The organism is Pseudomonas sp. 13B_2.1_Bac1 (assembly GCF_025466155.1).
Lineage (GTDB): Bacteria > Pseudomonadota > Gammaproteobacteria > Pseudomonadales > Pseudomonadaceae > Aquipseudomonas > Aquipseudomonas aylmerensis.
Genome location: NZ_JANLOH010000109.1, coordinates 77,051 through 98,391, shown reverse-complemented (window position 1 = coordinate 98,391; position 21,341 = coordinate 77,051). Strand labels below are relative to the sequence as shown.

The window sequence follows — 21,341 nt, the reverse complement described above, 5'->3', positions numbered from 1 at the left end:
TGAATAAACGAAACATTCGGAAACGCCGAAGCCCCGTCCTGCGGGGCCTGGCGCCGCCGCGCGGTTTTCTGATGCTTTACAGGCATAAAAAATATTCAGAAAAGGCATGGCTCAAGCAGGGCTGTTTGCACACAAATCGAGCAATTGACGCTGCAAACTCTGTCCCGCCGCCCCCAGGCCCGTGCGGCCGTACAGCGCCAGTCGCACACCTTCCACCGGCGGCAAGCCGCTGTCTGCAGCCACTATCACATGCCCGGCCTGCACCACGCGGCGCGGCAACAGGCTGATGCCCAATCCTGCCGCCACGGCTGAACGCACACTGGCCAGGCTTGCGCTGGAATACCCGATGCGCCAGCGCCAGCCGCCGACTTCCAGGTGTTGGAGCATCTCATTGCGGTACAGCCCGCCCACCGGGAAGGCCACCAACGGCAACCGGTCACGGCCCAGAGACGGCGTGCTGCGGCTGTCGACCCAGCACAACGGCTCGGGCCACGAGGCCAGGCAGTCGGCGCTGTCGCCCATCTGCTTGACCAACAACACATCGAACTCACCGCTGCGGTACTGGCGCTGCAATTCCGGACCAAGGCCGCTGGTGACCTCCAGGCGCACCCGCGGAAATGCCTGCACAAACGCCGAAAGCAGTGGCATGAGGCGTTCGGCGGCAAAGTCTTCCGGAACGCCCAGGCGCAGCACGCCGTCGCTTTGCTGGTTGATCAACACATCGGCGGCTTCTTCGTGCAGCGCGAGGATGCGCCGCGCATAGGCCAGCAGGCGCTCGCCCTCCGCCGTGGCCACCACCTGGCGCTGGTCACGGTCCAGCAACTGGCACGCCACCGCTTCTTCCAGGCGGCGGATCTGCTGGCTGACAGTCGACTGGGTCAAGTGCAGGCGCTCGGCAGCACGGGTGAAATTGCCGCAGTCCACCACGGCGACAAAACTGCGCAACAACACGGGATCGAACATCGCTGTCACCATTTGGTTTGCCACTGATTGGCATGGTTATATTTAATTTCAGAATACCTCGGCGGCTGGCCATACTTCACCCCTGCATTCTGCCCAGAGGCCTCCATGACCGACGATCATCAGCACCTGCAACGCGCCATCCGACTTGCACAAGTGAACGTCGCCCAAGGTGGCCGGCCCTTTGGGGCGGTGTTGACGCGCAATGGCGAAGTGCTGGTTGAAGCCGTGAATGAAATCCACCTGACCCAGGACCCCACCGCCCACGCCGAGCTACTGGCGATCCGCGCTGCAAGCCGACAGCTCGGCGCGCGCCTGGACGGTTGTGTGATCTACGCCAGCGGCCAACCCTGCCCGATGTGCCTGAGTGCCATGTATTTGTGCGGTGTCCAGCGCGTAGTGTTTGCCGCCAGCAATGAAATGGCCGAGCCGTTCGGCCTGTCGACGGCGGCGATCGGGCAACAGGTGGGCTTGCCCTTGAGCGAGCAGCGCCTGCCGATCCAGCACCTGCCAGACGCGGCGATGACCCAGTTGTACCACCAGTGGAAAACCTTGCATGACCCTGAATAAATCCCTCGCCGGCTGGGGCCTGCTGGTGGTGCTCGGCCTGAACCTGCGGCCGATTCTCAGTTCCATCAGCCCGTTGCTCGGCGAGATTCGCCAGGCCACCGGCTTGAGTTTCCAGAGCAGCGCCCTGCTGACCAGCCTGCCGGTGGTGTGCATGGGCCTGGTGGCGCTGGTGGGGGTGCGCGTGGAGGCACGCCTGGGTGAGCGGCGTGGCATCGCCCTGGGCCTGATGATGATCCTGCTGGCGTGCCTCGCGCGCTGGCTGATGGGCCAGGGTTCGGCACTGCTGGTCACGGCACTGCTGGGAGGCGCCGGTGTGGCGCTGATCCAGGCACTAGTGCCGGCGATGATCAAGCGCGAGTTTCATCACCGTGTGCCGGTGGCGATGGGCGTGTATTCGGCCTCGCTGATGGCCGGTGGCGGGCTGGCGGCACTGCTCAGCCCGGTGGTGGCCACGCACTTCCAGCAATGGCAGGCGGGGCTTGGCGTGTGGCTGCTGCCGGCGCTGGGGGCGTTGTTGTTGTGGGCTTGGTTGCCCCTCGGCGCGGCGCGAAATCCTCAGGTGGCGCCGGCGTTCCAGGGCCTGCGCAATCGCCGCGCCTGGCTGCTGGCGCTGTATTTCGGCCTGGTCAATTGCGGCTACATGAGCATGGTGGCGTGGCTGCCGGCCTACTACCAGCAACTGGGCTGGGGCGTGTTGCCCAGCGGTTCGTTGCTGGCGTTCATGACGATCTTCCAGGTGATCGCCGCGCTGTTGATGCCGGTGCTGGCGCAACGCGGGATCGACCGCCGGCCCCTGCTTGGCATCAGCCTGCTGGCGCAGACCGTGGGTTACCTCGGCCTGATCCTCGCGCCGCAGGATTATCCGCACCTGTGGGTGGCTTTGTGCGGTTTCGGCCTCGGTGCGTGTTTTGCCCTGAGCCTGCTGCTGACCCTCGACCACCATCGCGACCCGCGCCAGGCCGGGCAACTGGCGGCCTTTGTGCAGGGCGTGGGGTTCTTGATCAATGCCCTCTCGCCCTGGCTGACCGGCTGGCTGCGTGAGCTGACCGGCAGCTTCGTCAGTGCCTGGGTCGTGCTGACCGTGACCGTGGTGACGATGCTGGTGGTAACGCGAGTGTTCAGTCCGGCGACCTACCGCACGGCCCCCGCTCTATAGATATGCATTTAAGATCTAGATAAAACAATCAAGCTTCGTTGACGGAATAAGCAGCCGCCTTAAAATCCCGGTTCTCCTACAGGATGCCGGGCACACCATGGATCTTCGCCAACTGCGCTACTTCATCGCGCTCAACGAGCACCGCAGTTTCGTGCGCGCGGCGGATGCCATGGGTATCACCCAGCCGGCCTTCAGCCGCAGCATCCAGGGCCTGGAGCAGGAGTTCGGCTGCGTGCTGGTGGATCGCGCCAACAAAGACTTGCGCCCGACCCCGGAAGGCCAGGTGGTGCTGCAACACGCGCTGAGCCTGGTGCAGGGCGCAGCGCTGCTCAGCCATGAGGTCACGCGCATGACCAAGCTCGACGCCGGTGAAGTGCGCCTGGGCAGTGACGCCGTGGCAGCGGTGAACCTGGTGCCCCAGGCCATGGCGCGTTTTATCACCACCTACCCCAAGGTGCGCACCGCGTTGCAGGTGGATAACTGGGAAAAACTCGGGCGCAGCCTGAACCGCGAAGAGATCGAATTTTTTATTGCCGATGTGCGCCATTTCGAAGCCGACCCGAATTTCCAGACCCAGGCCCTGACGCCGCGCCGCAGTGCGTTTTTCTGCCGCGACGGGCACCCGCTGCTGGCCAAGGACAGCCTGTCCACCAACGACCTGTTCGGCTACCCGCTGGCCACGCCGCTGATCGCGCCCGGCATTCGCAAGCTGTTGGCCAACCTCAGCGGGCGCGTCGACTTTGCGCCTGCCATCGAACTCGAGCAGTTTGCCGCGCTGGCCAGCATCGTGCGCCAGTCGGACGCCATTGGCCTGGGCGCCGAAGAAGCCTTCGTCGACGCCTTTGCCCGCGGTGAATTGCGCGTATTGCACTGGCGCAACCTGCCCCACGCCCTCGACAGCCTGAGCAACCGCTGCGGCGTGATCAGCCGCGCTGGGGTGCGCTTGTCGCCTGCGGCGAAGGCGCTGATCGAGACGCTGCTGGCGGTGGAAAGCCAAGCCGATTGGCCCGCGCAAACGTCCCGAAATCATTGAAGCGCACGCCCATCTCGGCCATGACTTTATGCGCCACCTTGGCCGTCATCTGGCGGATGTAAAACGGCTCCTTCACTACAAAGTGGTGGATGCCGTGGGTGCTGCCGAAGTTGAAGCAGAACGCCTGCAACGGCCACAGCCACCAAGGGTTCAACACCTGGGTTTGCTCGATCACATTGCCCAGCTCCACATCGCCGTAGTAGTGCATGTTGGAGCTGACAAAGTGCAGGCAAAAGGTGCGCAACACGTTGGGGCCGATGATCACCACGGCGGCGATATCGATGACCTGCATCATCTGCACGGTGCTGGCCGACCAGTCGATGGGCGTGCCCATCAGGCTGGCGATGCCGTTGGCGGCATGAAAGCCGAGAAAGACGTACCAGGCACCCCAATGCAGCAGCGCCAACGGCGCGTACACCAGCAGTGAGCGCTTGAGGATGCTGAGTTTGTGCTTCCAGGTCTTGGCGCGCAGCATGCGGATGAACGCCGACATGATGTTGTCCCCGACCATCAGCAGCCGTGCGATGCCCCAGGGCTCGCCGTTGGTGATCGCGCGTTCTTCCATATCGGTCTCGGTGCCCGACACCTTGTGATGGTTGAGGTGCAGATGCCGGCGGATCCACGGGTTGATCGTGCTCGGCCGCGCCAGCCACACCAGGCCCATCATCAAGTTGTGGGGCAGGCGCTGCTTGCGAAAGTACATGCTGTGGATCAGGTCGTGTTCCAACTCATGGGTCAGTGAGGCCAGGAAGGCATTGAGCAGCAGGCACACCCACCAGGCCATGTGCCCGGTGATGTACAGCGCCGCCGAACCGACCATGCCGAGCAGCGCAAAGGCCAGGATGCCCGCGCCCAACGCGTCCTGATGCAGCAGCCAGGGGTGCTGCCGGCGCAACCGGACGCCTTCGGCGAGCACCACTTCACGGATATGCGCCGAGCGCTGTTGCGCGTTCATCTGCTGGGGACTTGCAGAAGTACCGTCCATGCTTCCATCCTCTTGTTCATTGATGGCTACATCCTGCACCAAGCCCTCTTGCCGGACGCTAGCCGCACACGCCAACCTGTTGACCACAAGCGCCAATCGTCATGACCGAACCCACGTCCCTCGCCAGCTGGACCCGCGCCCTGCGCAAGCAGCTCGACGCCCTGGGCCTCGACAGCGGCGCACTGTGCACCGAGGCCGGACTCGACCCGCAGCAGATGGACGACCCGAATGCGCGCTACCCGCTGTCAGCCACCACGCGTTTGTGGGAACTGGCGGTGCAGGCCAGCGGCGATCCGGCGATTGGGCTGCGGGTGTCGCGGTTCGTCAGCCCCACCACGTTTCATGCGCTGGGGTACGCCCTGGTGGCCAGCGGCAGCCTGCGCGAGGTGTTCGAGCGCATCGTGCGCTATCACCAGGTGGTCAGCGATGCCCTCGCGCTTGAGCTGAGCGGCGACGGTGAGCGTTACCGTTTTCGCCTGCTGCAACCGCCCGGCAGCCCGGCGCCGGCGCTGGAAGCCATCGACGCGTTTGCCGCGATCTACGTGCGCACCTGCCGCAACCGCCTGGGCCGCGACTATGCACCGTTGGCGGTGTACCTGCGCCGACCGCCACCGGCCGATCCCACGCCATGGCACACAGTCTTTCGCGCACCGGTGTTCTTTGCCGCCGAGGAAGACCGTATTGAATTCGCCGCGCACGATTTCGACAGCCACCTGGACGACGCCAACCCGGAACTGGCCGAGCACAATGAAACCGTACTCAAGCGCACCCTCGCCCAGCTGCAACCGCTGACCTGGGAGCGCAAGGTCCGTGCAACCATCGAGGCGCAATTGCCCGACGGCGAACCGAGTGCCGAGCGCGTTGCCCAGGCCTTGCACTTGAGCCTGCGCAGCCTGCAGCGGCACCTGGCGGATGAGGGTTGTCGCTTTGATGCGTTGCTCAATGAATGCCGGCAGAACCTGGCCTTGCTGCACCTGCGCGACCTGCAGTGCTCACTGGCCGAGATCAGTCATTTGCTCGGCTTTGCCGATACCAGCAGCTTCAACCGCGCCTTCAAGCGTTGGACGGGAATGACGCCGGGGCAGTTTCGGGATGGCTTGCGATAGATTTTGGTGGTGGACTCAAGGGCCTCATCGCGGGCAAGCCCGGCTCCCACTTTTTGATCGGTGAACACCTGCCAATGTGGGAGCGGGCTTGCTCGCGAAAGCGACGGACCAGACACCCCTTACCCTGATCCTTCAACGCCGCAGCGCGGGCCAGCCGGCTGCCACATTTTGATCGGCGAACACTTTCCAATGTGGGAGCTGGCTTGCCTGCGATAGCAATGGTTCAGGCACTAGAGTTGCCGGCTCCGGTCCCGCCGAAGCAGCTTTTTCACCCGCGCCACCAACGCATTGCTCTCGAACGGCTTGAGCAGGTAATCATCTTCATGCAGCTCCAGGCCGCGCAGGCGGTCTTCAATCCCGCCTGGCGTGGTCAGGAACAGCAGCGGCGTGGCGCCCTTCTGCCGGATCGCCTGCTGCAATTTCCAGGCATTCAGGCCGGGCAGCATCACGTCCAGGATCACCAGGTCATACTCGGTGTTTTCGACAAAACGCTGCGCCGCCATGCCGTTGGCGGCGACTTCCACGCTGTAGCCCGCCTCGTTCAAGCCCTGGGCCATCCGCTGTGCCTCTTCGGATTCATGTTCCACTAACAGCACGCGCATAACACACCTCGATTGATCAGGTGTGCAGGCTACCACCCTCAGGTCTGCGCCGCCTCCCGCAGCCGCCGGGCGTCGAGGATTTCGATCTCGCCGTACCCCAGGCGCACGACGCCCTGGGCTTGCAGGTCCTTGAGCAAGGCGTTGGTGGTCTGGCGCGACAGGCTCAACATCGCCGCGAGGTCTTCCTGGGGCAATTGCAGCACGCGCCTGGAGTGCTCGATATCGCCATAACCCTCGACGATCATCAACAAACGATGAGCCAGGCGCACCGAGGCCGGCATCAGGCTCAGTTGCTCCAGGCCGATAAAGCTCAGGCGCAGCTTCTGGCTCATCAGCAATGCCAGGTCGCGCCAGTAACGGGGGTGTTCATCGAGGACTTTCAACAGCGCCTGCTGCGGCACCTGCAACAGCGTGCACGGCCCGACAGCGCAGGCGTCGTGGGTGCGCGGCAAACCGTCGAACAGGCAGATTTCGCCGAACCAGTAGGGCAGTTCCACCAGGCTCAACACTGCCTCCTTGCCGTGCTCATTCACCGCACTGACGCGCAGCGTGCCCTCAAGCACCGCATACAGGCCACAGGGCGGATCACCGCGCTTGAACAGGTACTGCCCCGGCGCCAGCTGGCGCAACCGGGCATGCGCCAGCAGGCTATGCTGAAACGGTGCGGGCAGGTGGCTGAACCAGTGACCGGTGGCCAACCGGGAGCGCCATTGCTCTACGTCCATGCGAACTCCGAAGATTGTCGCCCAGCTGACAGTTAGTCACAGGCGGACAGGGCATGATCAAACATCCTACAGGAGGAACAACAATGAAAAGCCTCGTCGACCACCTCAGTCAATACGCTGCCTACCACCGCGACCCGCGCAATATTGCCAGCCACTTTATCGGCATCCCGTTGATCGTGGTGGCCGTGGCCGTGCTGCTGTCACGTCCCGAATGGCCGGTGGGCAGCTTGTGGCTGTCGCCGGCGGTGCTTGTCGCGCTGTTTTCGGCGTGGTTTTACCTGCGCCTGGAACTGGCACTGGGTGTGCTGATGACGGTACTGATGGGTTTATCCGTGTGGGCCGGGCATGTGCTGGCGGCGCAAAGCACGCTGGTGTGGCTCAGCAGCGGTATTGGAATGTTCGTGGTGGGCTGGGTGATTCAGTTTGTCGGGCACTATTACGAGGGCAGGAAGCCGGCGTTTGTGGATGACGTCTCGGGGCTGATTGTAGGGCCGTTGTTTGTGGTGGCGGAGCTGGCGTTTTTGCTGCGGCTGCGGCAGGGGCTCAAGCAGGAGATTGAAGAGCGCTCGGGGCCGGTGGCAATGCGCACGAAAAATGCCACGGTCTAACAGACGCTGTAGATCAAATGTGAGAGCCGGGCTTGCCCGCGATAACGGTAGGCCAGCCAACATCAGTGGCGGCTGACAGTCCGCCATCGCGGGCAAGCCCGGCTCCCACAAGGGTTTTGCGGTGTTCGAAGACTCAGGCTTTTTGCCAGACCTTGGGCTTGAAGAACAACGTTTCACCCCGCGCCAAGCCGGTCAGGCTGTCGTGGTCCTTGACCACTTCAGCTTCGATCAGCTCGCTCTGGCCTTCCACCTTCAAGGTCACCCGCGTGGTAGCGCCGAGTGGGCGAATGTCGCGCACTTCAGCCGCATGGTGATCTTCGAGTTCATGCCGCGAAAGCGACACTTCATGCGGGCGGAACAGCACGTGCTTGTCTTCCCCCAGATGCAGGCGGTTGGAGTCGCCGAGGAAGTGGTAAACGAAATCGCTGGCCGGGTTTTCATACACTTCGCCCGGTGAGCCGATCTGCTCGATCACGCCCTTGTTCATCACCACGATACGGTCGGCGACTTCCATGGCCTCTTCCTGGTCGTGGGTCACGAACACCGAGGTCAGGTTGATGTCTTCGTGCAGGCGCGCCAGCCAGCGGCGCAGCTCTTTACGCACCTTGGCGTCGAGGGCGCCGAAAGGTTCGTCCAGCAGCAGCACTTTCGGTTCCACCGCCAGGGCGCGGGCCAGGGCGATACGTTGGCGCTGGCCACCGGAGAGTTGCTCCGGGTAGCGATCCGACAGCCAGTCCAGCTGCACCATGTTCAACAGCTCATGCACCTTGACCGCGATCTGGCTTTCGCTCGGGCGCTGGTTTTTCGGCTTCATGCGCAGGCCGAAGGCGACGTTGTCGAACACCGTCATGTGGCGGAACAGCGCGTAGTGCTGGAACACAAAACCGACGTTGCGATCACGCACATCGTGGCCGGAGACGTCTTCACCGTGGAACACGATGCTGCCGTCATCCGGGGTTTCCAGGCCGGCAATGATGCGCAGCAAGGTGGTCTTGCCGCAGCCGGACGGGCCAAGCAACGCCACCAGCTCGCCACTCTGGATGTCCAGATTGATGCTGTTCAGGGCCTTGAAGGCGTTGAAATTCTTGCTGACATTACGGACTTCGATCGACATGACTTATTCCTCAGCCGCACTGGCACGCAGGCGATTAATACGGTTCTCGCTCCACTGCTTGAGCAGCAGGATGAAGAGCGCCAGGATCAGCAACAGACTCGCCACCGCAAACGCAGCGACGTGGTTGTATTCGTTGTAGAGAATCTCGACGTGCAGCGGCAGGGTGTTGGTCACGCCGCGAATGTGGCCGGACACCACCGACACTGCGCCGAACTCACCCATGGCCCGTGCGGTACACAGCACCACGCCGTAGATCAGGCCCCATTTGATGTTCGGCACGGTGACATGCCAGAACATCTGCCAGCCGTTGGCACCGAGCAGGCGCGCGGCCTCTTCTTCCTGGGTGCCCTGCTCCTGCATCAGCGGGATCAACTCACGCGCAACGAAGGGCACGGTGACAAAAATGGTCGCGAGCACGATGCCGGGCAAGGCGAACACGATCTGGATGTCATGGTCTTGCAACCATGGGCCAAAGAAGCCCTGGGCGCCGAACATCAGCACGTAGACCAGGCCCGCGATCACCGGCGAGACCGAGAACGGCAGGTCGATCAGCGTGACCAGGATGCTCTTGCCACGGAACGAGTACTTGCTCACGCACCACGCGGCGCTGACCCCGAACACCACGTTGAGCGGCACCGAAATCACCACGGCGATGACCGTGAGCTTCAGCGCCGACAGCGCGTCGGGTTCGAGGATCGCGGTGAAGAACGCGCCGAGGCCATTCTTCAGCCCCTGGGACACCACGATAAACAGCGGCAACAGCAGGAACAGGAAGAACACCAGCCAGCCGAGGCTGATCAGGATGCGTCGCGACACCGCGCTGCCACGACGGGCAGCGTTGGCCGAGGACGCGGCGGAAATAGACGATTGGGACATGTTCCGCGCCTCCTTATGGGTGTTCGATGCGACGCTGCAGCAAGTTGATCAGCAGCAGCAAAATAAAGGAAACCACCAGCATCAGCACACCGATGGACGTGGCGCCGTGGTAGTCGTACTGGTCGAGCTTGACCATGATCAGCAGCGGCAGGATCTCGGTTTTCATCGGCATGTTGCCGGCGATGAAAATCACCGAGCCGTACTCGCCGACGCCACGGGCAAAAGCCAGGGCGAAACCGGTCAGCCAGGCAGGCAGCAGCGCGGGCACAAGGATGTAGCGGAACACCTGCAGCGGCTTGGCGCCCAGGCAGGCGGCGGCTTCTTCGATTTCCCGGGGGATATCGGCGAGTACCGGCTGCACGGTGCGCACCACGAACGGCAAGGTGACGAACGTCAGCGCCAGGGTGATGCCCAGCGGGGTGTAGGCGATCTTGAAGCCCAGGTCAGTGGCGAACTGGCCGACCAGGCCGGTCGGCGTGTACAGCGCCGTCAGCGCGATACCGGCCACGGCGGTGGGCAAGGCGAACGGCAGGTCGATCATCGCATCGATGATCTTGCGTCCGGGGAAGGTGTAGCGCACCAGCACCCAGGCCAGCAGCGTGCCGATCACGCCATTGATCAGCGCGGCATACAGCGCGGTGCTGAAGCTCAGTTTCAACGCCGCCAGCACGCGCGGTGCGGAAATGATGTTCCAGAACTGATCCCAAGTGAGTTGAGCGGCGTGTACAAACATCGCCGCGAGGGGGATGAGTACGATCAGGCTGAGGTACACCACGGTGTAGCCCAGCGTCAGCCCGAAGCCGGGTATGACGGGGGAAATACGACGCGACATAAGAGTCCTTGGTTAGCGGGTAGATACCACTGTAGGAGCGCGCTTTCTGTGGGGGCTGGTTTTACTGTGGGAGCCGGGCTTGCCCGCGATGCAGGCACCTCGGTGTGTCAGACACACCGCGGTGATGCTATCGCAGGCAAGCCAGCTCCCACAGAAGCCCAGCGCCTACAGAAAATCAGGCTCCTACAGTTTAATTTGGCTTACTGCGCCGTGTAGATCTGGTCGAACACGCCACCGTCATTGAAGAATTTCGGTTGGGCAGTTTTCCAGCCGCCGAAGTCTTTGTCGATAGTCACCAGGTCCAGTTTCGGGAACTGCTGGGCGTATTTGGCGGCAACTTTTGCATCGCGTGGGCGGTAGAAGTTCTTCGCCGCAATCTCCTGGCCAGCCGGGCTGTACAGGTGCTTGAGGTATTCGGTCGCGATCTCGGTATTGCCCTTTTTCTCGGCGTTCTTGTCAACCACGGCCACTGGCGGCTCCGCGAGGATCGACAGGGAAGGCACGACGATGTCGAACTTGTCGGCGCCGCCGTCTTCTTTCAGGGCCAGGAACGCTTCGTTTTCCCAGGCCAGCAACACGTCACCCTGACCGTTGTTGACGAAGGTGATGGTCGAGCCACGGGCGCCGGTGTCGAGGATCGGCACGTGCTTGAACAGCTCCTTCACGTATTCCTGTGCCTTGGCTTCGCTGCCACCGGATTTCAGGCCGTAGGCCCAGGCGGCGAGGAAGTTCCAGCGCGCACCGCCGGAGGTTTTCGGGTTCGGGGTGATCACCGAAACGTCTTTCTTGATCAGGTCGCCCCAATCCTTGATGCCTTTAGGGTTGCCCTTGCGCACCAGGAACACGATGGTCGAGGTGTACGGGGTGCTGGCGTCCGGCAGGCGGGTCTGCCAGTTTTCCGGCAGGGTCTTGCCCAACTTGGCGATTTCGTCGATGTCGCCGGCCAGGGCCAGGGTCACTACGTCGGCGCGCAGGCCGTCGATCACTGCCCGGCCTTGCTTGCCCGAGCCACCGTGGGATTGCTGGATCTTGACGTTGTCACCTGGGTGGGACTGTTTCCAGAAGTTGGTGAACTCAGCGTTGTAGTCCTGGTACAGCTCACGGGTCGGGTCGTACGAGACGTTGAGCAACTCGTAGTCCTTGGCAACAGCGGAACCGGCAAACACGGCACTGGCCAGGGCGGCCAGGGCATAACGGCGAATCGACGACATAGAAGGCTCCTGAAATTCTTGGGTGTTGGCTTTTTCTTATAGTTGCGGGTCTAGCATGCGAATCGCCGTTTTTGCTTAGCTCGGTTTGTTACCCGGGTTCTGCAAACGGAATTTTTCTTTGCGTTCGATCTGTACCACTTGGGCGTTGTGCACAGTAATTTCCACCGCGCCAAACCGCAGATCGCGCAGGGCGCTCTGGATCTCACGCAAAATGGCTGCTTCGTCCTGGCCGTCGACGCTACGTAGAGATGCGCTCATGGTCTCGCTCCTGAAATGAATAGTGCCTCGCAGTGGCGGCACTGCTTGCGGCGTGAGGGCGATAGTAGATAAGCAGGGATATTCTTAAAAATACTATTTAAGAATGTTTATATAACCAGAAAGAATTTTCTGGTGGGGCGCGGGGTTGCGAGGACTTTGGCCATGAAAATACTCACGCACAGGCGCCGCTGAACCCTTTGGAAGCTGGGCTCGCCCGCGATGGCGGCGTGTCAGGCAGCGAATATTTCGCCTGACAGCTCCTCATCGCCGGCAAGCTCGGCCCGGACATTGACCGAGGTGTGCCTAACGAATGGCAGGCGCCCTTGCCCAATCAATCTCCTGCGCCGGCATCGGCCGCCCGAACCAGTAACCCTGCCCCAGGTCGCACGCCTGCTCCAACAGAAACCGTGCCTGCTCCACCTGCTCGATCCCCTCGGCGTGCACTTGCATGCCCATGCTCTTCGCCAGGGCGATCACTACACGCACAATCGCCGCGTCATCCTCGTCCCACGGCAGCCCGGCGACAAAACCCTGGTCGATCTTGAGCTTCTGCACCGGCAGGCGCTTGAGCCGCAGCAGCGAGGAATAGCCGGTCCCGAAGTCGTCGATGGCCAGGCGCAAGCCCAGCTCACGCAGGCGATGCAGTTGTTCCAGGGCCACTTCAGGGTCGTCCATCACCGCGCTTTCGGTGACTTCCAGCTCCAGGAAGGCCGGGTCGAGGCCGGTTTGATGCAGCACCTGGGCGACCTGCTCGTACAGTTCGCGCCGGGCAAACAGGCGGCTGGACACATTGATCGCGATAAAGCTCAACGGCGTACCCTCGGCCAGCCACTGGCACATCTGCCGACAGGCCTGGTGCATCACCCAGCCGTCGATGTCGGCAATCAGCCCGGTGCGCTCGGCGATAGGGATGAATTCGCCCGGCGGCACCAATCCGCGTTCCGGGTGTTGCCAGCGAACCAGCGCCTCGACGCCAATCAGTCGGCTGGTGTGCAGATCGTGGACCGGCTGGTAGTACACGCGCAGTTCCTGCTGGTCGAGGGCACGCCGCAGCTCACTGGCGATTTCCACGCGGTTCTGCGCATGGGCGGTGAGTTCTTCGGTGTACAACGCGTAGCTTTCACGCCCGGCGCTCTTGGCCTTGAACAGCGCGGAGTCGGCGTTGCGCAGCAGCTGTTCGGCGCTCAGGGCGTCATTGGGGAACAGGCTGATGCCAATACTCGCGCTGATAAACAATTGGTGGCCGTCGAAAATGAACGGCTGTTTCATCGCCTCCAGCATGCGCTGCGCCAATGCGGCCGCCTGGACCACCTGCGGGCAGCTTTCCGCGAGCACGGCGAACTCATCCCCGCCCAGCCGCGCCAGGGTCACGCCGGGCCCGAACAGACCCTGCAGCCGTTCGCCGACCAGCTTGAGCAATTGGTCGCCGACGTTGTGGCCCAGGCTGTCATTGATGATCTTGAAGTGGTCGAGGTCCATCAGCAGCAGGGCGCAGCCGCGCTTGTGCAGTTGCGCCGAGGCCAGCGCCTGCTCGGCGCGGTCGGTGAACAACAGGCGGTTGGGCAGGTCGGTCAGCGGGTCGTGATGGGCCAGGTGGGCCAGTTCGTGCTCGGAATCCTTGATGGCACTGATGTCGGAAAACACCGCGACGTAATGGCTGACGCGGCCCTGGTCATCGTGGATCACACGGATGGTTTGCCACTGTGGATAAATTTCACCGCTTTTGCGCCGGTTCCAGATTTCACCGCTCCATTCGCCGGTGCGTTCCAGGCTCTGGAACATCTGCTGGTAAAAATGCGACGAATGGCGTCCGGACTTGAACAGGCTGGGCTGCTGGCCCATGACGTCTTCGCGCCGATAGCCGGTGATCTCCATGAAGGCCCGGTTGACGTGCACGATCAGCCCCTGGGCATCGGTCACCAGCACGCCTTCACGGGTGCAATCAAACACTGCGGCGGCCTGGCGCAGGCGTTCGCGGTTTTCCTTGAGTGGCTGCTGCAACTGATGCGCGCGGGCAAATCGCGCGCACATCAGGTAGATAGCCAGTGCGCTCAAGGCCACCCACACGTACCCGCGCACCTGCAGCCAGCGCCCCAACTCCCGCGGTTCATCGAGAAAGTTGATCAATAAATGGTTGCTGAGCTGGAGCCACACAATGGAAACCAGCAGGTATACCAGCCCTGCACGCAGGGCACCTCGGTATGAAAACAGCATATGGTCAGTAATCCTTACCCAAAAAACACAATCGCCCTACAAAGGCTGCGGATTATAGAATAAGAAACATCCGGTCACTCCTATCTGAAAGGGCTGCTGGTTTTCTCTGTAGGCTTAGTGATAATGCGTGAGCTGTTCTTTTCTTTTTCTGAGGGCCATACAGCCTATGTGGTACAACGGTTTTCTTGACTTGTCAGCCTGGCAACTGGTGGCAGTCACTCTGTTGATGACCCACGTGACCATCGTCGCGGTCACCGTCTATCTGCACCGCTATTCAGCCCATCGTTCCCTGGAACTCAATGCTGGCCTGAAACACTTCTTCCGCTTCTGGCTGTGGCTGACCACGGCGCAGAACACCCGCGAGTGGACCGCTATCCACCGCAAGCACCACGCCAAGTGCGAAACCGTCGATGACCCGCACAGCCCGGTGATCAAAGGCCTGTCCACCGTGTTGCGCAAAGGCGCCGAGCTGTACCGCGCCGAGGCAGAAAACCCTGAAACCCTGCGCATCTACGGCAAGAACTGCCCGGACGACTGGATCGAACGCAAGATCTACACGCCCTACCCGCTGCTGGGCGTGGCGATCATGGGCGTGATCGACCTGCTGCTGTTCGGCACCATCGGCATCACCATCTGGGCGATCCAGATGATGTGGATCCCGTTCTGGGCCGCCGGCGTGATCAACGGCCTGGGGCATGCCGTGGGCTATCGCAACTTCGAATGCCGTGACGCCGCCACCAACCTGGTGCCGTGGGGCATCATCGTCGGCGGCGAAGAACTGCACAACAACCACCACACCTACCCCAATTCGGCGAAGTTGTCGGTGAAGAAGTGGGAGTTCGACCTCGGCTGGGCGTGGATCAAAGTGTTCAGCTTCCTGCGCCTGGCCAAGGTGCAGCGTGTCGCGCCGATCGCGCACCGCGTCGAGGGCAAGGGCCACCTGGACATGGATACCGCCATGGCGATCCTCAACAACCGCTTCCAGATCATGGCCCAGTACCGCAAGTTGGTGATTGGCCCGCTGGTCAAGCAGGAGCTGGAAAAGGTCGATCACTCGGTGCGCCACCAGTTCCATCGCGCCAAGCGCCTGCTGTCCCGCGAGACCAGCTTGCTGGATGACCGCCACCACGTGCGCATCCAGAGCATGCTGGAGCACAGCCATGCCCTCCAGGTGATCTACGAAAAGCGCCTGGCACTGCAACAGATCTGGCTCAAGACCAGCTCAAATGGCCACGATATGCTCGCAGCCATCAAGGAATGGGTGCATGAAGCCGAGGCCAGCGGCATCCAATCCCTGCGCGATTTTGCCCACCAATTGAAGACCTACTCGCTGCGTCCTGCAGCCGTCTGAGAGTGCGGCGGGAGGGCCTTCCCTCCCGCCAATCAGCTTTTTGGCGTCATTTCTCGGTCACCGTCAATCGGTCCAGTTGACGGAACTTCACTGCAAATCCCCTCTCTCAATGAACACTTCGCCATCATGGTGGCCCCTTGTAGTGACCGCTGCTCCATCCTGCGGCGCGCCCAGAGAGAGTTGTGCCGATGGTTCACGAAAAGTCCTACTTACACGACGCCCCCACTGCTGAGCATCCTCGCCCAGCAGCGGCGGCGACACTGCTGGCGCTGATGCATGCCCAGGGTGAAGTCGAGCGGCTGAGTGAGCGCGAGCAGTTGCTGAGTTCGCTGCTGGTCAGCGTCAACGCCGTGCTGTGGGCCATCGATTGGGAAACGCGCCGCGTGCTGTACGTGAGCCCGGCCTACGAGCGTATTTTCGGTCGCTCCGCCGGCCTGCTGTTGGCCGACCATCGGGAATGGCGCAACAGCATCCATCCCGAAGACCTCGACTACGCCGAGCACAGCATGGCCCGCGTGCTGGAGCAAGGTGCCGTGGAGGACCGCGAGTACCGCATCATCACCGCGGATGGCCAGATCCGCTGGCTGAGCGACAAGTGCTACATCAACCAGCAGGTCGAGCCCGGCGAACCGGTGATCGTGGTGGGCATGGCCGAGGACATTACTGAAAAGAAGCAGATGGAACTGGAGCTGCATCGCCTCGCCACCACCGACGTGCTGACGCAGAGCAGCAACCGCCGGCACTTCTTCGAGTGCGCCAACCAGGCCTTCGACAGCGCCTGCGCCCAAGGGGCGCCGCTGGCTTTCCTGCTGCTGGACATCGATGATTTCAAGGACGTCAACGACACCTACGGCCACCTGGAAGGCGATCAGGTGCTCAGGCGTATCGCCGAAAGCGGTCGCGGTGTATTGCGCCGTGGCGACTTGTTCGGGCGCATTGGCGGCGAGGAATTCGCCGCCGTACTGCCAGGCTGCGCACCGGAAATGGCGCTGCAAGTGGCCGAGCGCCTGGGCAGGGAGATTCAGGAGCTGAGTTTCAGCTATGAAGGCCAAGCCTTCAGCGTGACGATCAGCCAGGGCCTGGCCAGCCTCAAAGAAGAAGACTCGACCCTGGACAGCCTGTTCGCCCGCGCCGATGCCGCCATGTACGAGGCCAAGCGCCTGGGCAAGAACCGCGTGATCGCGGGCTAACCCCGATCAACTGTAGGCGCCGGCTTGGCTGGCGATTTCGGTGTGTCAGTTACCACGGCTATCGTCGGCAAGCCGGCTCCGACAGGAAGGCGCGGGCTTCAGGATTTGCGCACTCGGGTCAGTTCGGACAGGCCCACTTTGAGCAACCGCGCAGTCTTGCTCGCGGCCAGAGCTTCCAGCCCTTCATGCTCGGTCAACCGCGCCATTTGCGCGGCCAGGTTCACCACCAGCGCGTCCCGCGCATACACCCCGCCTTCCAGGGAATAGATCGCCGCAATCAATTGACGCAGCTCCAGCGGCAAACGCCAGCGTGCACGCAGCGCCGAGCCATAGGCGGCGCCAAAGGCATACAGCGACTCACCAATCGCTTCGTCATCCAGCGCACCACCGCCCTGTCGCCAGTCTTCCAGGCAGCGCAACAAGGCCAAATCGCCCAGCCGATGCAGGATGCCGGCGGTGTAGCAGCGCTCGTGATCCAGCTCCAGCATGCGCGCCAGGCGCCGGGCGTAGTCGGCAGTGTCCTGCGAGAGTTGCCAGTGGCGCTCGGCATAGGCCACCAGCGCCGGGTCGCCCAGTACCACGTTGTGCTTGAGGGCCAACCCCAGGATCAGGTTCATGCTCTGTCCGGCCACCAGCTTGTGCAACGCCGCAGGCAGGGTCTGTACCGGCGTGCCGTGGTGGCCGGCGCTGTTGGCAGCGGCGATCAGCACGGCAGTGATTTGCGGGTCCATGCGCACCTGGTCTTCCAGGCGCTTGAGCTCCAGGCCGTCGGCGCCGAGGCTGTGCTGCACGGCCGCCTTGACGTCGACGCGCAATGGCGCGCCGTCGCAGGCATCACGGCGGCGCTCAAGGAAGACAGGCAAGGTCATGCCGGGCGCCAGCGGCGGAATCTCGCAATACACGCTCTCGCCTTCGTTGAGCAACAGGTCTTGCAGGCGCTGGGTCAGGCCTTCCATGTTCAACGGTTTGGTCAGATAGGCGGTGGGCGCCAGGGGCAAGGCTTCGCGCACGCTGGCGCTGTCATTGCGACTGCTCAGCAGAATAAACGGCAAGGCCGGCGTACGGCGCTTCTGGCGCACGCTACGCAACAAGCTCAGGCCATCAATGCCGGGTAGCTCCCAATCCGCCAGGATCAGGTCGTAGGCCTTTTCGCGCAGCAGCGTGGCCGCTTGCTGCCCATCGGCACACACGTCCAACCGTGCGTCACAGCGCACAGTCAGTAACACTTGCTTGAGCAGATCCCGTGACCAGGGGTCTGCCTCGGCGATCAACACTCGGGGTACAGCGGGTAAATCAACAGCAGTCATCTGCACGCTCCATCGGCAATGCTTGCACCTTAGACAATGCAGGCACCTACGTACAATGAACAACACCTGAATGTGCCGCAATGGGCACAAAAAAACCCGCCGAGGCGGGTTTTTCTGTCGATCAGAGCAGCTTGTGATTACAACTCGGAGAAGCACTCTTCGATAATCGCCAAGCCTTTGTCCAACTGCTCGTCCGGCGAGGTCAGCGGGACCAGTACGCGCAATACGTTGCCGTAGGTGCCGCAGGACAGCAGGATCAGGCCCTTGTCACGCGCCTTCGCAACCACCGAGGCAACAGCGGCAGCGTTTGGCTTGTGGCTGTCGCCGTCTTCGAACAGCTCGACTGCGATCATCGCGCCCAGGGCACGCACTTCGCCGATCACCGGGTACTTGGCTTGAATGGCTTTGAGGCCAGTCACCAAGCGCTCGCCGACAGCCTTGCAGCGGTCCAGCAGGTGCTCTTCTTCAAACACTTCCATCACGGCCAGGGCCGCGGCGCAAGCGATCGGGCTACCGGCGTAGGTGCCGCCCAGGCCGCCTGGGGCGATGGCGTCCATGTACTCGGCCTTGCCGCACACACCGGCGAGCGGGAAGCCGCCAGCGATGGATTTGGCGAAGGTGGTCAGGTCGGCAGCAACGCCCATCTGTTCCATGGCGAAGAAGGTCCCGGTACGGCCGGCACCGGTTTGCACTTCGTCGGCGATCAGAAGGATGCCGTGCTTGTCGCACAGTTCGCGCAGGCGCTTCATGAAGGCTTTAGGCGCGACGTAGAAACCGCCTTCGCCCTGTACCGGCTCGATGATGATTGCGGCGATATCACGCGGCTCGGCATCGTTCTTGAAGATGCGCTCGATGCTGGCGATGGAGTCGTCGACGCTCACGCCGTGCAGCTCGTTCGGGTACAGCGCGCGGAACACGCCACCTGGCATCAGGCCCATGCCAGCGGAGTAAGGCACGACTTTACCGGTCAGGCCCAGGGTCATCATGGTGCGACCGTGGTAGGCGCCGGTGAACGCGATCACGCCGGCACGGCCAGTGGCAGCACGGGCGATTTTCACGGCGTTTTCTACGGCTTCGGAACCGGTGGTGACCAGCAGGGTTTTCTTGGCGAAATCACCAGGGACCTTGGCGTTCACTTTTTCGCACAGTTCCACGTAAGGCTCGTAGGCCAGAACCTGGAAGCAGGTGTGGGTCAGCTTGTTCAGCTGCTCGGTCACGGCGGCGATGATTTTCGGGTGCACGTGACCGGTGTTCAGCACGGCGATACCGCCGGCGAAGTCGATGAACTCGCGACCTTCAACGTCGGTCACGGTGGCGTTCTTCGCGGATTCGGCGAAGATCGGGTGAATCTGGCCAACACCGCGCGGTACAGCGGCTTCGCGGCGTTTCATCAAAGAAGCGTTGGTCTTGCTCATAAAGTCCTCATTCGCCACTCATCGGGTGGCGTAGCTCAAGGAATACGTGGCGGGGAGGCAACTACGGCAGCATGCGATGATCGACTGCCACAGCTTTCCCGGCCACTACGAATAACGTTTTGAAACACGCAAAGGGTCAGCGCTCTCGTGCCCTTTGCGTTTGCTGCGATCCCTTCCCGGCTTAGATGCCCAGGCAGAGGTATTTGATTTCCAGGTAATCCTCGATCCCGTACTTGGAGCCTTCACGGCCCAGGCCCGACGCCTTGATGCCGCCGAACGGTGCCACTTCGTTGGAGATCAACCCGGTGTTGACGCCGACCATGCCGTATTCCAGGGCTTCAGCCACACGGAACACACGGCCCAGGTCGCGGGCATAGAAGTAGGAAGCCAGGCCGAACTCGGTGTCGTTGGACATCGCGATGACTTCGGCTTCGTCCTTGAAGCGGAACAACGGCGCCAGTGGGCCGAAGGTTTCTTCCTTCGCCACAGCGGCGTTTTTCGGCACGTCGACCAGAATGGTCGGCTCGAAGAAGTTGCCTTCCATCACCTTGCCACCGGCCAGCAGCTTGGCGCCTTTGCTCAGGGCATCAGCAATATGCTCCTGAACCTTGGCCACGGCTTTTTCGTCGATCAGCGGGCCGGTGGTGGTGCCGTCTTCCAGACCGTTGCCGATCTTCAGCTTGGCCACTGCGACCTTCAGTTTTTCCGCGAACGCGTCGTAGACCGAATCCTGGATGTACAGGCGGTTGGCGCAGACGCACGTCTGGCCGTTGTTGCGGTACTTGGAGATGATCGCGCCTTCGACGGCCTTGTCCAGGTCCGCGTCGTCGAACACGATAAATGGCGCGTTGCCGCCCAGCTCCAGGGAGACTTTCTTGATGTCCTTGGCGCATTCGGCCATCAACTGGCGACCGATTTCAGTCGAGCCGGTGAACGACAATTTACGCACGATCGGATTGCTGGTCAGCTCGCCGCCGATGTCGCCGGCGCTGCCGGTGACCACGCTCAACACGCCTTTAGGGATACCGGCACGGTGCGCCAGCTCAACCAGGGCCAGGGCCGAGAACGGGGTTTGCGAAGCCGGCTTGATCACCATGGTGCAACCGGCGGCCAGGGCCGGGCCGGCTTTACGGGTGATCATCGCGGCCGGAAAGTTCCACGGGGTGATTGCAGCGGTCACGCCGATCGGCTGCTTGATCACGATCAGGCGCTTGTCGGGCTGGTGACCGGGGATCACATCACCGTAGATGCGCTTGGCTTCTTCGGCGAACCACTCGATAAAGGAGGCGGCGTAGACGATTTCGCCCTTGGCTTCAGCCAGCGGCTTGCCTTGCTCGAGGGTCATCAGGCGACCGAGGTCTTCCTGGTTTTCGATCAGCAGTTCGAACCAACGGCGCAGCTTGTTCGCGCGCTCCTTGGCAGTCAGCGCGCGCCAGGCCGGCAGCGCCTTGTCGGCGGCTTCGATGGCGCGGCGGGTTTCAGCGGCGCCCATCTTCGGCACGGTACCGAGGATTTCGCCCGTGGCAGGGTTGTTGACCTTGATGGTCTGACCGTTGTCCGCATCGACCCAAGCGCCATCGATAAAGGCTTGCTGGCGGAACAACTGGGTATCTTTGAGCTGCATGTCGGCTTTCCTTAACAGCACCGCGCGCACGCGGAGCGAATTAGAGTTGTTGAAAGGCGCCTTGTGGGCTGCCGTCAGGGAAATCAGCCCCAGCGCGCGGGATCAGTGAAAGAGCGCACGGGAGACAGAGCGTTTGAAATCTCAAACGAATCCTAGGATCAATGGGGGTACAGGGCAATAGTCTGTTCGAAAAAAAGAACGAAA

General features: G+C 62.2%; 20 protein-coding genes. 7 read left to right on the top strand and 13 right to left on the bottom strand.

The window, feature by feature from the left end; genetic code table 11:
- Positions 1-111: 111 nt before the first annotated feature.
- Positions 112-963: a LysR family transcriptional regulator gene (locus NTD80_RS27965; protein WP_262135628.1), complete on the bottom strand. Its 852-nt coding sequence runs from the start codon at positions 961-963 to the stop codon at positions 112-114.
- Positions 964-1,068: 105 nt separating this feature from the next.
- Between NTD80_RS27965 and NTD80_RS27960 the strand changes: the two genes are divergently transcribed.
- The 3 genes from NTD80_RS27960 (at position 1,069) to NTD80_RS27950 (ending at position 3,719) form a co-directional block, all read left to right on the top strand.
- The gene (locus NTD80_RS27960) at positions 1,069-1,530 is read left to right on the top strand and encodes a nucleoside deaminase (RefSeq protein ID WP_262135627.1); all 462 of its coding nucleotides are present in this window, start codon (positions 1,069-1,071) and stop codon (positions 1,528-1,530) included.
- Positions 1,517-2,686 carry a CynX/NimT family MFS transporter gene (locus tag NTD80_RS27955; protein ID WP_262135626.1) on the top strand — a complete coding sequence of 390 codons (1,170 nt, stop codon included), beginning with the start codon at positions 1,517-1,519 and terminating at the stop codon, positions 2,684-2,686. Before NTD80_RS27960 ends, NTD80_RS27955 begins: the two co-directional genes overlap by 14 nt.
- 97 nt (positions 2,687-2,783) lie before the next feature.
- Positions 2,784-3,719: a LysR family transcriptional regulator gene (locus NTD80_RS27950; RefSeq protein ID WP_083221306.1), complete on the top strand. Its 936-nt coding sequence runs from the start codon at positions 2,784-2,786 to the stop codon at positions 3,717-3,719.
- Here the strand turns inward: NTD80_RS27950 and NTD80_RS27945 are convergent.
- Positions 3,610-4,704, bottom strand: a complete 1,095-nt coding sequence (locus tag NTD80_RS27945; RefSeq protein ID WP_262135625.1) for a fatty acid desaturase — start codon at positions 4,702-4,704, stop codon at positions 3,610-3,612. The genes NTD80_RS27950 and NTD80_RS27945 overlap by 110 nt on opposite strands.
- Before the next feature lie 101 nt (positions 4,705-4,805).
- Between NTD80_RS27945 and NTD80_RS27940 the strand changes: the two genes are divergently transcribed.
- Positions 4,806-5,810 (top strand): AraC family transcriptional regulator, encoded by a 1,005-nt coding sequence (locus NTD80_RS27940; protein WP_262135624.1) that lies wholly within the window; start codon positions 4,806-4,808, stop codon positions 5,808-5,810.
- Between the two features lie 230 nt (positions 5,811-6,040).
- On the opposite strand, the gene NTD80_RS27935 is transcribed toward NTD80_RS27940, so the two are convergent.
- Both NTD80_RS27935 and NTD80_RS27930 read right to left on the bottom strand, forming a co-directional pair.
- Complete coding sequence (locus NTD80_RS27935; RefSeq protein ID WP_262135623.1) at positions 6,041-6,412, bottom strand: response regulator; 372 nt, start codon at positions 6,410-6,412, stop codon at positions 6,041-6,043.
- Between the two features lie 38 nt (positions 6,413-6,450).
- Entirely contained in the window at positions 6,451-7,137 is a 687-nt protein-coding gene (locus tag NTD80_RS27930) for a Crp/Fnr family transcriptional regulator (protein WP_106805468.1), read from the bottom strand.
- Between the two features lie 83 nt (positions 7,138-7,220).
- On the opposite strand from NTD80_RS27930, the gene NTD80_RS27925 reads away from it, so the two are divergent.
- A complete protein-coding gene (locus NTD80_RS27925) occupies positions 7,221-7,745 on the top strand; it encodes a DUF962 domain-containing protein (protein ID WP_262135622.1) in 525 nt (174 codons plus the stop codon).
- Between the two features lie 133 nt (positions 7,746-7,878).
- Here the strand turns inward: NTD80_RS27925 and NTD80_RS27920 are convergent, their stop codons facing one another.
- The 6 genes from NTD80_RS27920 to dibA all read right to left on the bottom strand — a co-directional run bounded on the left by NTD80_RS27920 (position 7,879) and on the right by dibA (position 14,250).
- Positions 7,879-8,859, bottom strand: a complete 981-nt coding sequence (locus NTD80_RS27920) for a sulfate/molybdate ABC transporter ATP-binding protein (RefSeq protein WP_065899550.1) — start codon at positions 8,857-8,859, stop codon at positions 7,879-7,881.
- Between the two features lie 3 nt (positions 8,860-8,862).
- The gene (gene cysW, locus NTD80_RS27915) at positions 8,863-9,735 is read right to left on the bottom strand and encodes a sulfate ABC transporter permease subunit CysW (protein WP_065899549.1); all 873 of its coding nucleotides are present in this window, start codon (positions 9,733-9,735) and stop codon (positions 8,863-8,865) included.
- Between the two features lie 13 nt (positions 9,736-9,748).
- Positions 9,749-10,567, bottom strand: a complete 819-nt coding sequence (cysT, locus tag NTD80_RS27910) for a sulfate ABC transporter permease subunit CysT (RefSeq protein ID WP_065899548.1) — start codon at positions 10,565-10,567, stop codon at positions 9,749-9,751.
- A gap of 200 nt (positions 10,568-10,767) precedes the next feature.
- Positions 10,768-11,778: a sulfate ABC transporter substrate-binding protein gene (locus tag NTD80_RS27905; RefSeq protein WP_053137687.1), complete on the bottom strand. Its 1,011-nt coding sequence runs from the start codon at positions 11,776-11,778 to the stop codon at positions 10,768-10,770.
- 75 nt (positions 11,779-11,853) lie between these two features.
- Entirely contained in the window at positions 11,854-12,036 is a 183-nt protein-coding gene (gene oscA, locus NTD80_RS27900) for a sulfur starvation response protein OscA (protein ID WP_003170956.1), read from the bottom strand.
- A 303-nt stretch (positions 12,037-12,339) separates the two neighbouring features.
- Positions 12,340-14,250 (bottom strand): phosphodiesterase DibA, encoded by a 1,911-nt coding sequence (gene dibA / locus NTD80_RS27895; protein WP_262135621.1) that lies wholly within the window; start codon positions 14,248-14,250, stop codon positions 12,340-12,342.
- A 166-nt stretch (positions 14,251-14,416) separates the two neighbouring features.
- Here dibA and desA point away from each other — a divergent pair, with 166 nt between their 5' ends.
- Positions 14,417-15,601: a delta-9 fatty acid desaturase DesA gene (desA, locus tag NTD80_RS27890; RefSeq protein ID WP_065899546.1), complete on the top strand. Its 1,185-nt coding sequence runs from the start codon at positions 14,417-14,419 to the stop codon at positions 15,599-15,601.
- 188 nt (positions 15,602-15,789) lie between these two features.
- Positions 15,790-16,791, top strand: coding sequence for a sensor domain-containing diguanylate cyclase (locus NTD80_RS27885; protein WP_065899545.1), 1,002 nt, complete (start codon positions 15,790-15,792; stop codon positions 16,789-16,791).
- Between the two features lie 98 nt (positions 16,792-16,889).
- Here NTD80_RS27885 and NTD80_RS27880 read toward each other — a convergent pair whose 3' ends face one another.
- The 3 genes from NTD80_RS27880 to gabD form a co-directional block, all read right to left on the bottom strand.
- Entirely contained in the window at positions 16,890-18,098 is a 1,209-nt protein-coding gene (locus NTD80_RS27880; protein WP_262135620.1) for a response regulator, read from the bottom strand.
- 137 nt (positions 18,099-18,235) lie between these two features.
- Entirely contained in the window at positions 18,236-19,513 is a 1,278-nt protein-coding gene (gene gabT / locus NTD80_RS27875) for a 4-aminobutyrate--2-oxoglutarate transaminase (protein WP_025855478.1), read from the bottom strand.
- A 181-nt stretch (positions 19,514-19,694) separates the two neighbouring features.
- A complete protein-coding gene (gene gabD / locus NTD80_RS27870; RefSeq protein ID WP_058426343.1) occupies positions 19,695-21,137 on the bottom strand; it encodes an NADP-dependent succinate-semialdehyde dehydrogenase in 1,443 nt (480 codons plus the stop codon).
- Positions 21,138-21,341 lie beyond the last annotated feature (204 nt).

What these genes read in the sequence shown, in the direction of transcription:
- cysT (WP_065899548.1), bottom strand. Translation starts at nt 10,567, where the DNA reads ATGTCGCGTCGTATTTCCCCCGTCATACCCGGCTTCGGGCTGACGCTG.
- NTD80_RS27940 (WP_262135624.1), top strand. Translation starts at nt 4,806, where the DNA reads ATGACCGAACCCACGTCCCTCGCCAGCTGGACCCGCGCCCTGCGCAAG.
- desA (WP_065899546.1), top strand. Translation starts at nt 14,417, where the DNA reads ATGTGGTACAACGGTTTTCTTGACTTGTCAGCCTGGCAACTGGTGGCA.
- NTD80_RS27925 (WP_262135622.1), top strand. Translation starts at nt 7,221, where the DNA reads ATGAAAAGCCTCGTCGACCACCTCAGTCAATACGCTGCCTACCACCGC.
- NTD80_RS27945 (WP_262135625.1), bottom strand. Translation starts at nt 4,704, where the DNA reads ATGGACGGTACTTCTGCAAGTCCCCAGCAGATGAACGCGCAACAGCGC.
- NTD80_RS27960 (WP_262135627.1), top strand. Translation starts at nt 1,069, where the DNA reads ATGACCGACGATCATCAGCACCTGCAACGCGCCATCCGACTTGCACAA.
- NTD80_RS27920 (WP_065899550.1), bottom strand. Translation starts at nt 8,859, where the DNA reads ATGTCGATCGAAGTCCGTAATGTCAGCAAGAATTTCAACGCCTTCAAG.
- NTD80_RS27930 (WP_106805468.1), bottom strand. Translation starts at nt 7,137, where the DNA reads ATGGACGTAGAGCAATGGCGCTCCCGGTTGGCCACCGGTCACTGGTTC.
- NTD80_RS27955 (WP_262135626.1), top strand. Translation starts at nt 1,517, where the DNA reads ATGACCCTGAATAAATCCCTCGCCGGCTGGGGCCTGCTGGTGGTGCTC.
- NTD80_RS27905 (WP_053137687.1), bottom strand. Translation starts at nt 11,778, where the DNA reads ATGTCGTCGATTCGCCGTTATGCCCTGGCCGCCCTGGCCAGTGCCGTG.
- dibA (WP_262135621.1), bottom strand. Translation starts at nt 14,250, where the DNA reads ATGCTGTTTTCATACCGAGGTGCCCTGCGTGCAGGGCTGGTATACCTG.
- gabD (WP_058426343.1), bottom strand. Translation starts at nt 21,137, where the DNA reads ATGCAGCTCAAAGATACCCAGTTGTTCCGCCAGCAAGCCTTTATCGAT.
- gabT (WP_025855478.1), bottom strand. Translation starts at nt 19,513, where the DNA reads ATGAGCAAGACCAACGCTTCTTTGATGAAACGCCGCGAAGCCGCTGTA.
- NTD80_RS27950 (WP_083221306.1), top strand. Translation starts at nt 2,784, where the DNA reads ATGGATCTTCGCCAACTGCGCTACTTCATCGCGCTCAACGAGCACCGC.
- NTD80_RS27885 (WP_065899545.1), top strand. Translation starts at nt 15,790, where the DNA reads ATGGTTCACGAAAAGTCCTACTTACACGACGCCCCCACTGCTGAGCAT.
- NTD80_RS27965 (WP_262135628.1), bottom strand. Translation starts at nt 963, where the DNA reads ATGTTCGATCCCGTGTTGTTGCGCAGTTTTGTCGCCGTGGTGGACTGC.
- oscA (WP_003170956.1), bottom strand. Translation starts at nt 12,036, where the DNA reads ATGAGCGCATCTCTACGTAGCGTCGACGGCCAGGACGAAGCAGCCATT.
- NTD80_RS27935 (WP_262135623.1), bottom strand. Translation starts at nt 6,412, where the DNA reads ATGCGCGTGCTGTTAGTGGAACATGAATCCGAAGAGGCACAGCGGATG.
- NTD80_RS27880 (WP_262135620.1), bottom strand. Translation starts at nt 18,098, where the DNA reads ATGACTGCTGTTGATTTACCCGCTGTACCCCGAGTGTTGATCGCCGAG.
- cysW (WP_065899549.1), bottom strand. Translation starts at nt 9,735, where the DNA reads ATGTCCCAATCGTCTATTTCCGCCGCGTCCTCGGCCAACGCTGCCCGT.